Origin of the sequence: Heyndrickxia faecalis, assembly GCF_040267745.1 — a bacterium.
GTDB lineage: Bacteria > Bacillota > Bacilli > Bacillales > Bacillaceae_C > Weizmannia > Weizmannia faecalis.
Genome location: NZ_CP158453.1, coordinates 1,992,331 through 2,006,000, shown reverse-complemented (window position 1 = coordinate 2,006,000; position 13,670 = coordinate 1,992,331). Strand labels below are relative to the sequence as shown.

10 protein-coding genes, 1 rRNA gene, 1 pseudogene and 2 riboswitches are annotated in these 13,670 nt (G+C 47.2%); of the genes and pseudogenes, 9 read left to right on the top strand and 3 right to left on the bottom strand.

Features of this window, described 5'->3' with window-relative positions; genetic code table 11:
- The first annotated feature begins 200 nt into the window (after positions 1 to 200).
- From rrf to ABR335_RS09750, 4 genes and pseudogenes are all read left to right on the top strand, one after another.
- A 5S ribosomal RNA gene (gene rrf, locus ABR335_RS09765) occupies positions 201 to 316 on the top strand.
- A gap of 295 nt (positions 317 to 611) precedes the next feature.
- Positions 612 to 1,966 (top strand): annotated as a pseudogene (locus tag ABR335_RS09760) (IS4 family transposase).
- 359 nt (positions 1,967 to 2,325) lie between these two features.
- Positions 2,326 to 2,437: riboswitch (TPP riboswitch) on the top strand.
- 246 nt (positions 2,438 to 2,683) lie between these two features.
- Positions 2,684 to 3,448, top strand: a complete 765-nt coding sequence (locus tag ABR335_RS09755; RefSeq protein ID WP_013859347.1) for an ABC transporter permease — start codon at positions 2,684 to 2,686, stop codon at positions 3,446 to 3,448.
- A gap of 11 nt (positions 3,449 to 3,459) precedes the next feature.
- A complete protein-coding gene (locus ABR335_RS09750; protein WP_019721297.1) occupies positions 3,460 to 4,449 on the top strand; it encodes an ABC transporter substrate-binding protein in 990 nt (329 codons plus the stop codon).
- A 322-nt stretch (positions 4,450 to 4,771) separates the two neighbouring features.
- Here the strand turns inward: ABR335_RS09750 and ABR335_RS09745 are convergent, their stop codons facing one another.
- The 3 genes from ABR335_RS09745 to ABR335_RS09735 are packed head-to-tail and all read right to left on the bottom strand — an operon-like array spanning position 4,772 to position 6,627.
- Entirely contained in the window at positions 4,772 to 5,170 is a 399-nt protein-coding gene (locus tag ABR335_RS09745) for a VOC family protein (RefSeq protein ID WP_013859349.1), read from the bottom strand.
- Positions 5,154 to 5,939, bottom strand: a complete 786-nt coding sequence (locus ABR335_RS09740; RefSeq protein WP_350346151.1) for a phosphosulfolactate synthase — start codon at positions 5,937 to 5,939, stop codon at positions 5,154 to 5,156. The genes ABR335_RS09745 and ABR335_RS09740 overlap by 17 nt, the downstream gene beginning before the upstream one ends.
- Positions 5,932 to 6,627 (bottom strand): 2-phosphosulfolactate phosphatase, encoded by a 696-nt coding sequence (locus ABR335_RS09735; RefSeq protein WP_350346150.1) that lies wholly within the window; start codon positions 6,625 to 6,627, stop codon positions 5,932 to 5,934. The genes ABR335_RS09740 and ABR335_RS09735 overlap by 8 nt, the downstream gene beginning before the upstream one ends.
- A 173-nt stretch (positions 6,628 to 6,800) precedes the next feature.
- A riboswitch (SAM riboswitch) is annotated at positions 6,801 to 6,901 on the top strand.
- A gap of 120 nt (positions 6,902 to 7,021) precedes the next feature.
- Here ABR335_RS09735 and ABR335_RS09730 point away from each other — a divergent pair.
- From ABR335_RS09730 to ABR335_RS09710, 5 genes are all read left to right on the top strand, one after another.
- Positions 7,022 to 8,878 carry an assimilatory sulfite reductase (NADPH) flavoprotein subunit gene (locus tag ABR335_RS09730; protein ID WP_043052570.1) on the top strand — a complete coding sequence of 619 codons (1,857 nt, stop codon included), beginning with the start codon at positions 7,022 to 7,024 and terminating at the stop codon, positions 8,876 to 8,878.
- A 17-nt stretch (positions 8,879 to 8,895) separates the two neighbouring features.
- On the top strand, positions 8,896 to 10,608 hold the full coding sequence (gene cysI / locus ABR335_RS09725) for an assimilatory sulfite reductase (NADPH) hemoprotein subunit (RefSeq protein WP_017550375.1): 1,713 nt from the start codon (positions 8,896 to 8,898) through the stop codon (positions 10,606 to 10,608).
- Between the two features lie 197 nt (positions 10,609 to 10,805).
- On the top strand, positions 10,806 to 11,324 hold the full coding sequence (locus tag ABR335_RS09720) for a hypothetical protein (RefSeq protein ID WP_225620885.1): 519 nt from the start codon (positions 10,806 to 10,808) through the stop codon (positions 11,322 to 11,324).
- Between the two features lie 49 nt (positions 11,325 to 11,373).
- Positions 11,374 to 12,117, top strand: coding sequence for a MerR family transcriptional regulator (locus tag ABR335_RS09715; RefSeq protein WP_017550377.1), 744 nt, complete (start codon positions 11,374 to 11,376; stop codon positions 12,115 to 12,117).
- 127 nt (positions 12,118 to 12,244) lie between these two features.
- Complete coding sequence (locus ABR335_RS09710; RefSeq protein ID WP_035189837.1) at positions 12,245 to 13,624, top strand: dipeptidase; 1,380 nt, start codon at positions 12,245 to 12,247, stop codon at positions 13,622 to 13,624.
- Positions 13,625 to 13,670: the final 46 nt, after the last annotated feature.

Sequence of the window (13,670 nt, the reverse complement as noted above, 5' to 3'; positions counted from 1 at the left end):
GCCTTGTTTAGCCCCGACAAGCGAATGTTCTGACCGGCATGGAGCCGTCTTTTGGCTCCGTGACGGGCAGGTTATTCGACCTCGAGGGGCTAGGCACCGGAGCTAGACAATTTTCAAAGTTAGAAACCAAAGCTATTCTCCGTTTACAGTTTTTTCTCCCATCCGGTTTTCAGGGAACACATCCCAAAATAAAATACAGGTCCGGTGATGATGGCGGAAAGGCCACACCCGAATACATCCCGAACTCGGAAGTTAAGCTTTCCAGCGCCGATGGTAGTTGGGGGTTTCCCCCTGCGAGAGTAGGACGTTGCCGGGCCAAAGTAAGCCGCAGATTATAATCTGCGGCTTTTTAATTATGATTCATCGTCTTGTTAAACAAAAATGAAGTGTGCGGTAGGGGAACTTTACAAAAAATAGTAATCAAGTTTCCCAAACCCGCTTTAATTAGAAACAGGTTTGGGCTTTATAGATTATCGTCTAAAACTTGAAACACTAAAATTCATTCTCATTACTTGTCTTACAAGGGTTTAGAGCAAAAATAAAAGCATGAACACTGGAAACTCGGTATAATTGAAGTGCTAACTAGCAATTAATCGAGGAGTGTTCATGTTATGAAAATTATAACACAAAACGACCATCAATCTCTTGAAATTTTATCTTCAATCGAAGCATTTTTTTGCGTTTCCGCTTATCTCAAATTGCGAAGGTTTCAAACGCTGTAAAGACAAAAGGTGTTCCATTTCAAACACTGTTCTGTTATTTGATCAGTACACTTTTCTCAAACAGATCTGCATACCGTGATTATTTGAAGCATCAAGATCAGCTCGGATTCTCAGATAAGACTTTCCGTAATCTACTGAATAACGGCAAAATCAATTGGCAAAAGTTCTTGGTTTTGCTCTGCCGCCGTATCATTGTGTTCATCGAACCCTTGACCGAACCAACACGCCGGAATGTATTCATTGTGGATGATTCCATGTATGAGCGAGCCAGCGCAAAGCACGTTGAACTTGCGGCGTTTCAGTTTGACCATGCGAAACACAAACATACCCGTGGCTTTCGGTTTCTTCAACTCGGTTGGAGTGACGGCAATACATTCCTTCCTGTTAACTTTTCCTTGCTTTCTGGCAAGAATCAAGTGTGCAGCCCAAAATCCATTGACGGCCGTACATTTTCAGGAAAGCGTAAGATTCAGGCACAGCGCAAAGCAACCAATGTAGTGTTGGAATTGATATCATCAACCTTGTCTCAAGGAGTGAATGCTTCCTACGTCTTGTTTGATTCCTGGTTTTCTAGCCCTAAGATGTTTCATCAGTTGCGTGAAATGGGACTTCATGGAGTAGCCATGGTGAAACGTTCTAAGAAAGTTTATTACCAATTCAACGATGGACTGATGGATGTGAAAACGGTCTTTAACACCCAGAAGAAACGTCGCGGACGTTCACGCTATCTGTTATCCATTCTTGTTGAAGCAGTAGACGGGGAAACGTCGGTGCCAGTCAAACTCGTTTATATCCGCAACCGCAATAAACGAAATGATTACCTTGTCTTGGCGACAACGGACACCCGGCTCTCTGAAGATGAAGTTATTCAGCTTTACGGAAAGCGCTGGTCGATTGAAGTATACTTCAAGATGTGTAAACAGTACCCCCTCCTGGCAAAATATCAAGGATTGTCTTATGACGGTATCTTTGCACATACCGCTCTTGTCGCAATTGGTTACTCAATCCTTGCAGTCCAACACCGTGAACAGGTAGATGATCGGACCCTGGGTGAGTTGTTTTATCTCATGGTTGATGAACTTACTGACATCACCTTCGCAGAAGCGATTCAACAATGATTGATTTATTTAGAGAAGCCTTTAAGGATGAGTATATCCTTTGTGAAGAAGTACTAAATACTACTTTGAGCAATTTAAAAAAAGTTACATGTCAGCTATCAAAAACACCTAATTAAAGCAGCTTAGCTCTAAATTAGACGGGATAACCGCAGTGGCGACAAGGAGTTTGCACGATTTTCGTACTTTCAAGTTTTAGTTATTAATATCATGGCCTGGGAATCGGAAATTTGCAAGGCCAGTATCATGGTACAAAAAACGATCAGGCCCATTTTTAAAACGGGAAAGCCGGAGAGAAAGCGGAATCCTTCAGTTAGCGCGAACTTTTCCCGATGTTCAGGATCTCTTTTTACCGGGGCCTGTAATGTTGGCGCCTTTATTCCAAACAGCAGGAGGGCAGAAAGGGAAGAAAGAAAATTGAATTAAAAAAAGCTTGCACTACTTTACACAGGCAAATAGAAAGCCTATAATGGAAAAAAGTGAATATTTCAGACTACTAGGGGTGCCCGGATTGGCGGGCTGAGAGAAAAACATTTGGTTTTTCAACCCTTTGGACCTGATCCGGATCATGCCGGCGTAGGAAAGTAGGGATTTTGGGAAATTTTCTTGCTTATTAAAGTCAGGTCTTTTACAGGCCTGGCTTTTTTCTGTTGGAAGGGAGGGAAAATAGCTGCTTTTAGGGCGGTAACCGGAAAAACCCCGTCAATGACGACGGGCAGGAAGAAATAAAAACAAAAAGTAGGTGGAAGATTGCTATAGCAGGAAAAAATTCAAATGGTTGAACGGGCTTTGGAACGGTTTGCAGCTTGTACATATTGGAAGTTCGGATGAAAGGAGGTTTCCTAAATGAAGTGGCGAAAATGGCTGGGGGATTACGGACTTTTTTGCGTTACGATGCTGGTCTTGATAGCCGGCTGGCAGTGGGTCATACAGAAAGGGGTGATCCCGTCTTTCATTTTGCCGTCCCCTACCCAAATCTATGCATCTTTCATAGAAAATCACAGGCAACTAATAAATGTGCATTTGCCTGCGACAGTGGAGGAAGTCGGCATCGGTTTTCTTTTATCTGTTGCGGGTGGAGTGATGATCGGTGTCATCATGTATGTCTCCAAAACGGCTGAAAAAATCTTTTATCCGTTTCTTGTTATTTCGCAAACGATCCCGCTTGTCGCCGTATCACCTGTTTTTATGATGTGGTTCGGCTATTCAGTTTGGAGCAAGGTAGCGATTATTGTGTTAACGGCTATCTTTCCGATTGTAATCAGCACTTTTGACGGATTAAAAACCGTCGATCCCGCCTATCTGAATTTGTTTCGGACAATGGGCGCCAGCCGTTGGGATATTTTCCGAAAACTTTCTGTCCCGATGGCCCTTCCCCAATTTTTATCCGGCTTGAAATTATCGGTTGTATATTGTGTCAGCGGGGCAGCGATCGGAGAGTGGCTTGGCGCAACTGCGGGGCTTGGCTTTTTTAGCAAGCGAATGTCTGGGTATTTGCAGTCGGGCGCTGTTTTTTCGGCCGTTTTTCTTTTGGCTGCACTCGGCATGGGATTATTTTTGCTTATTTATGGGATGGAAAAAAGCTTATTGAAAAACAGAACAAAAATTTAGGGGGATTTTCAATGAAGAAACGATGGGTAATGGTCGCTGTACTGGCGTGTATGCTAGGTGCCTGCAGCAATCATTCGCAGCAAGCAACGAAACATGCGCAAAAAGTAACGATCATGCTGGATTGGTATCCAAATGCGGTTCATTCTTTTCTTTATGTAGCCAAGGAAAAAGGCTATTTTAAAGCGCAGGGCCTTGATGTCAGCATCAAAATGCCTTCTGACACAAATGACCCGTTAAAACTTGCGGCTGCGAATCGAATTGATATTGCATTAAGTTATCAACCCCAAGTGTTAATCGCGCGCGATGAGAATATTCCGGTCCAATCTTTTGGCACCGTCGTCCGCCATACGCTGAACCGTGTGATGGTGCCAGCTTCAAGTGGTATCCGCTCACCGAAAGACCTGGCGGGCAAAACGGTCGGCTATTCTTCCATTCCGCTGGAAGAAGCAGTCGTTCGGACAATGGTCAAAGCAGACGGGGGCGATCCGGACAAGGTGAAAACAGTGGATGTTGGCTATGATTTAATCCCTGCTCTGACAGCCCGTAAAACTGATGCGATCGTCGGCGGTTTTGTTAATCATGAACAGTTGCTGCTGGAAAAGGAAGGCGTACCCGTTAGAGCATTCAATCCGGCAAAATACGGTGTTCCGGATTATGCCGAACTCGTTTTCATCGCAAACGAAAATAAGCTGAAACAGCAGCCAGACATTTTTAAAAAATTTCTTGCTGCTGCCGAAAAAGGCCAGCAATATGTCAAAAAACATCCGGAAAAGGCGCTTGCCATTTTGTTAAAACATGAAGATGCCTCTTCACCGCTGGATAAAAATGTGGAAACGAAGAGCCTGCACATTTTGCTGCCGCTGATGAGCGAAAAAAATAAAACGATTGCCGATCAGGGCCTGAAAAAATGGCAAGACGTTTCGGATTGGCTGTACCAGACAAAGATCACAAAAACACATGTCAATGCCGCAAAAGCTTTTGTCCATTTAGAAAATAAATAAGGAGCATTCTGGAAGCCAAATCGCTTTGGCTTCCGCCAGCATGGGATCACAAAACCGGGTGGCGGAACATGCAGAGTATGTTATTCGCTTCAAGCGCTGCATGTTCCTGCGGGAAGCCGCAAAAAAACCGCAGCTGTATGCCTGCGGTTTGCATGTTAAGCCTAAAAAGGGCCTCCGGGGCTTTGCCATCCTGCTGAACATAACGATCAAACGTCTCGGGCCAGGAAAAAACGCTTATCGCCTGGCCCAAATGGCAAAGCATGCGATGCGGCTCTTTCCGGAAAAAGCCGCATCGCATGCTTTGAGCAATGAATGGGACTGGTTAATACACCATGCTTTCATCGTGGTAATATTTAAATTCGAGCAAGTTGTTGGAGGGATCTTGGAGGAAAAATGTCCAATGTTCCTCTTGCCTGCCCCCAAACCGGACCATTTTCTCCTGGAAAAATGCCAAGCGGTTTTTCTTTGCGGATTGGAGGGTTTCCTCAAATGCTGCTTTATCCAAAAAAGTAATGCCGAAATGGCGGGGATACATTTTCGGGTTGGGGTCTATTTTTTCAGGGCTCAGATGGCAGACAACCTGGTCCCCGAAAAAATTGAAAGTGACCCGGTCATCATACCGGCGCGCCACCTTACAGCCTAATTTCTGATAGAAATCGGCTGTTTCATCAAGATCTTTGCACGGGATCGCCAAATGAAAAATTTTATCCGTTTTTCTCATGGGAATCTCCTCCAATAAAAAAAGTATCTGATCGCAAACCGAGCCTTAATGTTTCAAGCGCAAGGGCATCCGAAAAAGGGATGTTGGCCAGATTGGCATCCGGGCCGAGCTGTTGGATAAAAAAAGCCTGGAGCTGCTTGTTGGGCGCTTCGAAAATGAAAGCATCGCGGGGAATCCCGGAGTCCAGGATGGCCGCAAACATCTCCTCCCGTATTTCCCCGTCCCCGTTGCAAATGCCGCTCGTGCCGCTTTCCCTTGCCTCTGTCATCACTTTATATGCGCCTGCTTCTAAATCTTGACTAATCGATTCCAGCCATAACGCCGGCGTGTCGGCTATTGATTTGGCAGTATCTTTTGAGCCAACTTCACTTAACACTTTAAACTCCTTTGAAAATTCCGCAATATAATGGCACTTTTCCGGATTGGACAGCGGCAGGGTGCCATTTGAGATTTCAACATATTCGCATGCAAACCGCCGGCAGTATTGAACGTACCGATCCGTCTTTCCCTGGCTGGCAAACTTTTCAAATAAAGTGCCGCCGAAAAAGAAGGCAATGACGTTTTGCCTCAGGTGATCTATTTTTTCTTCCAAATGGCGCGAAACCACCGATGTTCCCCAGCCGAATTTGACGAAATCAATATAAGGGGCTGCACTGTTCATGGTATCTTTAAAAAAGTTCAGCGGAATGCCATTGTCAATTAAGATGGTGATTCCGCAATCCCGCGGTTTCTCATTGCGTAAAGGCAGTGTCAAACCATGGTCATTCATCTTCAACCCTCACGATCGTTGGAAATTCTCCTGTTGGATCAATTTTCATAACAAACCCGCAGTCTGTTTCGTTGCTGCAAAATTCCAGGTCAGCCGGGTTAAATGCAGGCTGGCCGGGATCAAGAAATTTCTTTGCAACACTGGCATTTACAATCTCCTTGATCACTGATTCCGGCTTTATCGTGCCGGAGCCGGTAAGGATGCTTTCCATGTATAATGCGCATGCCAGGTCATCTTCCCCCGTCGGATGGGAAGCGATAATATTGATGCGGGCGTTGTCTTTGCCTTTCCATTTGCGCAGGACCCATTTTGCCGTCATTTTTGCATTCGAAAAGCCGGTAACATAGACTTCCTTTGCACAAAGGGCGCGGAAGGCTGCTTTTACCCCGTTTGTGGATGTTTGCACCAACGTTTTGCCGGCTAACGGCTGTTTGGCGATGGCGGCCGGTGAATGGCCCAAATCAAATCCCGGGATCGGAAGGCCGTTCCTTTCGCCCGTGAGCAAAACATGCGGGTATTTGTTTTTGATACGAAAAGCCGTTTCTATTGAGTCAGCCAACCAAATCTCTTTTACGCCGCCCAAAAAGGCATGGTGGGCAACCGTAAACGCGCGGATTACATCGATCACAATATTGGCGTCCCCGTCTTCCGGCGTCATCTCATTCCCCTGGTAAATGCGGATATTCATCCATTCCCCCCTCATTCTGTGCAAAAGATACATAAAGTATATTGGGGGGACGCTTGATGCGGAACTTGCCACCCTTTTCCTTTTTTAAATGTCCCATCTGTTCAAAAAAGAATTGACTGTACCTGCATTTGATTGTATAATGTTTTCAATGATTTCTAAATAATGATTCGTGCTTCTTATCCAGAGAGGTGGAGGGAAAGGCCCTTTGAAGCCTCGGCAACAGGTTGAAAAACACTGTGCCAATTCCTGCAGACAATCGTCTGAAAGATAAGAGAAGTTGACCATTGTGCGCCGGCTCTTCTTATCTTTGTAAGGAGAGCTTTTTTCGAAGGCGCTTCTCATGGAAAGAAGCGGATTAAAATCCAAGTAAACTTCTATGTATATTTGGATTAGGATGTCATACATAAATAAACAAATGAAAAGTGCATGCAAACATTGCGAGGTGGAAGATTTGCCGTTAAGTGTACAAAACAGCCCGTTTAGTAAAGAACAGGCGGAAAAGTTAAATGAACTGCTGCAACTATTAACGGATCAGCAAAAATTATGGCTAAGCGGATATTTAACCTATCCGTTTGCCGAACAAGGAACGAATCCCCCGGGAAGTACAGCTGTTGCTGAAAAACCGGTACAGACGGCAACCAAAACGGTTACGCTGCTGTTTGGTTCCGAGACAGGCAATGCCCAGGCGCTTGCCGAAGCATTCGCCGCCAGATTAAAAGAAATGCAGTTTACCGTATCTTTTTCGGCACTCGATGCAGCCAAGCCGAAAGATTTAAAAAATGCAGGGTATCTGCTCATCATTACAAGTACACAAGGGGAAGGGGATCCGCCTGACAACGCATTGTCTTTCTATGAGCTGATCCACAGCAGAAAAGCCCCGAAACTGGACGGGGTCCAATTTTCCGTTTTGGCGCTTGGGGACCAGACATATGAGTTTTTTTGCAAGGTCGGAAAAGAGATCGACAAGAGGCTGGAAGAGTTGGGCGGGGAACGGCTCTATCCGCGGGTGGATTGCGATGTGGATTATGAAGAAGACGCCCAGGAATGGTTTGAAGGGGTTACAGGCGTGCTCCAGTCATCTGCCTTGCCGCCTTCAACCGCAGCAGATGCCACCCGGCCCGCAAACACCGATTATTCCAAATCCAACCCGTTCCAGGCGGAAGTGCTGGAAAATATCAATTTGAACTGGGAAGGGTCCAATAAAGAAACGCACCATATCGAACTATCCCTTGAAGGTTCCGGTTTTACATTTGAACCGGGGGACAGCATCGGGATTTACCCGGAAAATGACCCGGAACTCGTGGAACGTCTGATCGAAAAGCTCGGCTGGGATCCAAAAGAACCGGTTCCGATCAATAAAAAAGGGGAAGTGCTGCCGGCCAGGGAAGCATTGCTCAGACATTATGAAATTACGAGATTAACAAAACCGCTGCTTCAGCAGGCAGCCGTGCTTTTCGGAAACAAAGGGCTTACGGCTTTGCTTGAAAATGAAGCGGAGGCAAAGGCATACCTTGAAGGGCGGGGCCTGATCGATCTTGTCGAGGAGTATCCGCCGGAAAAAGTGGAAGTGCAAGCTTTTGTACAAATGCTCCGGAAAATGCCGCCGCGGCTTTATTCGATCGCAAGCAGCTGGAAAGCGAACCCCGATGAAGTCCATCTTATCATTGCACTGGACTGCTATACAGCAAACGGAAGGGTGTGCGAAGGGGTTTGCTCCGGACAAATCGCAGGCAGGATAAAACCAGGAGACAAGCTGCCGGTTTATGTCCACCGCAATCCGAATTTCAAACTTCCGGCTGATCCGGATGTGCCGGTGATCATGATCGGGCCGGGAACAGGCGTGGCGCCGTTCCGTTCTTTCCTGGAAGAAAGGGAAGCGGAAGGGATCACCGGCCGTACATGGCTGTTTTACGGGGACCAGCATTTTGCGACGGATTTTCTGTATCAGCTTGACTGGCAAAACTGGCTGAAAAATGGCGTGCTCGAACGAATGGATGTGGCTTTTTCGCGCGACCAGGCAGAAAAAATATACGTCCAGCACCGGATGCTTGAAAAAAGTAAAGATTTTTATGCATGGCTTGAAAAAGGCGCCTGTGTGTATGTGTGCGGCGATGAAAAGCAGATGGCCCGCGACGTCCAAGAAACGCTGCTTCACATTCTTGAAACAGAAGGCAACATGACGAGGGAAGAGGCAGAGGGCTATTTGCAGGAAATGCGCCAAGAAAAACGTTACCAGCGTGATGTGTATTAACAGAGAGGGGCAGGAAGATGGTTGATAAAAAACTTGATCCGCTTGAAACGATAAAAGAAAAAAGCCGGTTTCTAAGAGGAACGATTGCGGAAGGGCTCAAAGATCCGCTGACCGGCGCGATATCCGAGGACGATAATAAACTGTTGAAATTTCATGGCAGCTACCAGCAGGACGACCGGGATATCCGCAACGAGCGGCGCAAAAAGAAACTGGAGCCGGCTTACCAGTTTATGGTGCGTGTCCGCATTCCGGGCGGCGTTGCGACCCCGGAACAGTGGCTTGTGATGGATGAACTGGCGCAAAAATACGGGAACGGAACGCTGCGTATGACGACCCGGCAGACGTTCCAGATGCATGGCATTTTAAAATGGAATTTAAAGCAGGCCATCCGCGAAATGAACGATGCGCTCATGACGACGCTTGCTGCGTGCGGGGATGTGAACCGGAATGTGATGTGCAACCCGAACCCGTACCAGTCGGGTGTGCATGCCGAGGTATATGAATGGGCGAAAAAAACGAGCGACCACTTGTTGCCGCGGACTTCCGCGTATCATGAAATCTGGCTGGAAGATGAAAAAATCATTGATACAAAAGAGCAGGAAGATTCCGAACCGCTGTACGGCCCGAAGTATTTGCCGCGGAAGTTTAAAATCGGGTTTGCTGTGCCGCCTTCCAATGATGTCGATATTTTTTCACAGGATTTAGGGTTTATCGCCATTTTGAATGAAGGGAAGCTTGAAGGGTTTAATGTCGCGGTCGGCGGCGGGATGGGCATGACCCATGGCGATCCGAAGACATATCCGCAGCTTGCCCGGATCATCGGTTTTTGCACCCCGAACCAGGTGATTGAAGTGGCGGAAAAAGTGGTGTCGATCCAGCGCGACTACGGCAACCGCGCGAACCGGAAAAATGCGCGTTTCAAGTACACCATTGACGCACGGGGGCTCGACTGGATCAAGTCGGAATTGAATGAACGGCTCGGCTGGGATCTCGGGGAAGCCCGCCCGTTCCATTTTGACCATAACGGCGACCGTTACGGCTGGATCCAAGGCGATGGCAAATGGCATTTAACGTTATTTGTCCAAAGCGGCAGGATTAAAGATATTGACGGCTATCCTTTGATGACCGGGCTGCGTGAAATTGCAAAAATCCATCAAGGCGAGTTCCGCCTCACCCCCAACCAGAATGTCATCATTTCCAATGTAACCGAGGAAATGAAAGGAAAGATTGACGAACTGGTTGAAAAATACCATCTGACGGACGGCAAGCATGCTTCCGCCCTCAGAAGAAACTCGATGTCCTGTGTCGCATTCCCGACTTGCGGCCTTGCGATGGCGGAAGCAGAACGGTACTTGCCGGAACTGCTCGGAAAAATCGAAGAGATTTTGGATGAAGCGGGGTTGCGCGAAGAAGAAATCGTCATCCGGATGTCAGGCTGCCCGAACGGCTGCTCAAGGCCGGCGCTTGCGGAAATGGCTTTTATCGGGAAAGGCCCCGGAAAATACAATTTGTATTTGGGCGGCAGCTTCACTGGCGACAGGCTCGCTTGCCTTTATAAGGAAAATATCGGGGAAGAAGAGATCCTCGCTTCCCTGCGCCCGATTCTTTTGCAATATGCAAAAGAACGGCAGGAAGGCGAACATTTCGGGGATTTCGTCATCCGCGCCGGAATTGTAGAAGCGATCCGTGACGGACGTGATTTTCATAAACCGGCAGCGGTGAATAAATAATTTTACAAACTGTGCCTAGAAGGATTTTATTCTCCGGGCACAGTTTTTTGTTTCTTTACAAAAGCTTCCAATTGGGACATACTGTTTAGCAGAATACCTCATAAAGGATGGTTGCCATGCTGGGAAAAAATTTAAAAACATATATCGAAAACCAAAAGGATACTATAATAATATTATGTAAACAAGAAATAGCGTATTTGGAGCGCTATAAGGATTTTTTCAAAGATGCTGTCAGGGAAAAAGAAATTGTTGAAAAAGAGGGTACCGCCCGTTTTGCCGATGCATCTATTGAACGGTGCAGCAAGGAAGCCGATGAGACCCTTGCGGTGGAAACGGCGGCGTTTTTAAATGAACCTGTCATCTATTTGAAAAAGCATAGGAAAGAATATGTTTACATCGTGTCAGACTGGTTTGGCATCATCGGCGTCGACGGGATTGCCCTTGAGCTGGATGATGTCTTCGGCCATTACAATTGCATGCTCGGGCTCAAAGTGCAGAAGAAATACGGGCCGGCGATTCAAACGGGATTGTCTGAACTGCTCGAAGGAGACGGGAAGGGGGAAATCCTTTTTGATGGCAATGAAGGCATCTGGGATGTGAACTTTCCGTTGAACGATGTGCCCGGTTTCAGGGAAGAGATGCCACTCATGGAAGCTTTCGTGAAAATATACGAAGTGCTGTTTGCCTTGCAGGAAAAACTCGAAAAAATGTCTTGACCCTCACGCTGCGTCACCCCTTACAGTAAAGAAGAAAGGGGGCTGCATGATGAGAATTAAAGAAGTTGCAGAGCTCGCCGGGGTAAGCATCCGGACATTGCGCCACTATGACGAAATCGGGCTACTTAAACCGGCCGAAGTTTCACCGTCCGGCTACAGGCACTATTCGGAAGAAAACTTGAAAACGCTCCAGCAAATCTTATTTTTCAAGGAATTGGGCTTCCCTTTGCAAAAGATCAAGGAAATCATGGAAAGCCCTTCGTTTGACAGGCTCGGGGCGCTCGAGCTGCAGCGCCATTTGCTGATTGAAAAACAGAATCGGCTCGGGAACATGATTGCCTTGATCGAAAAAACAATCCAATCGGAGAAAGAGGGAATGAAAATGTCCAGTGAAGAAAAATTTGCCGGTTTCCGCTTTGACAGCAATCCGTATGCGCGTGAGGCACGCGAAAAATGGGGGGATCAGGCAGTAGATGCAGCGGAAGCGAAAATGGCGAGACTTGACGGAGATGAAAAATTGGCTTTGGCTGATGAGATGAACGAAATTTACCGTGAACTTGCTGCCATCCGCCACAAGGACCCGCGCGCACAAGAAGCGCAAACAGCGATCCGGAAATGGTTTGATTTTTTAAACCGCCATTTCGGGGATTATACGCCGGAAGCCTTTAAAGGGCTTGGCCAAATGTATATAGAAGACAGCCGGTTTACAAAAAACATTGATCAATTTGGCCCAGGGCTTGCGGCGTTCATGGCCGCAGCCATGGCGGAATTTGCGAATCAAACGCATCAATAAAAAATGCGGGGAGCTGCCAAAAGGGGGCTCCTGCTTTCTTTTTTTCATTTGCCACCTTGCAAATGAATTGGAAAAATAATGAAACTTGTCTTACAATAAAGAGAAAGCATGACGAGGAGGTATAGGCATGTCACAAACGTATCAGCAATATTTAAAGGAACACCATGAACAGCACTTAGAAGAACTGTTTGATTTTCTCCAAATCCCGAGTATCAGTTCCCTATCCGAACATCAACCAGATGTCAGAAAAGCAGCGGAATGGCTGAAAGCAGAGCTTGGGAAAACAGGCCTCGAACATACCGCAGTGATGGAAACGAAAGGCAACCCGGTTGTATACGGTGACTGGCTTCACGCAGACGGGAAGCCGACCGTCCTGATTTACGGGCATTACGACGTCCAGCCGGTTGATCCGCTGAACCTCTGGAAAAGCGATCCGTTTAAACCGGAGATCCGCGATGGCAAAATTTTTGCCCGCGGCGTGAGTGATGATAAAGGACAGGTGTTTATGCATATCAAAGCGATCGAAGCATTGATGGAAACGGAAGGGGAACTGCCTGTCAATATCAAAGTGCTGTTTGAAGGAGAAGAGGAAATCGGCAGCCCGCATCTCGCACCATTTGTAGAAGCACATCAGGAACTTTTAAAAGCGGATTTGATCGTCGTTTCCGATACCGGCATGCCGGAGTTGGGAAAACCGACGATCTGCTACGGGCTGCGCGGCTTATGCGGCCTTGAAATCCATGTAAAAGGCGCATCAAGCGACCTTCATTCCGGCGAATATGGCGGCGGGGTGCAAAATGCTGCCACTGCGCTGGTTGAATTGCTGGCGTCCTTCCACGACCAGGACGGCAGGGTTTTGGTGGAAGGCTTCTATGACAAAGTGGAAGCAAGCACGCCGGAAGAAAAAGAAGCGTTCGCAAAACAGGCGGCAGATGAAGGCCAAATACAGGCGCAGCTTGGCGTACCGGCATTGTTCGGGGAAAAAGGCTACTCGTACGCGGAAAGAACATCCGTCCGGCCGACGCTTGAGATCAACGGCTTACAAAGCGGTTTCACCGGAGAAGGCCTGAAAACCGTTTTGCCGTCTGAAGCCTTTGCGAAAGTGACCTGCCGCCTTGTGCCAAACCAGGACCCGTACGAAATTTTGTCGTTAGTGAAAAAACATATTGAAGCCCATGCCCCAAAAGGCGTAACCGTTTCTGTAACCGAATTTGACAAAGGTTACCCGTATGTCACGCCGCGCAGCCATCCTGCCATCCAACTTTGCGGAAAAGCGTATGAAAAAGTGTACGGCGTGCCGGTTACCTATACAAGGGGCGGCGGGTCGATTCCGATTGTTGCAGAATTTGACCGCATTTTAAACATACCGGTCGTGCTGATGGGGTTTGCCCTTTCGTCGGAAAATGCCCATGCGCCGAACGAGCATTTCCATCTTGAAAATTTTGATAAAGGCATCCAGACCATTTGCACGTATTGGAACGAGCTCAAAACATTGCCGCTTTCATAAGATAAGGAGGAATGCCCCGTATGCGGGTTTTCATTCCAAAATGCTA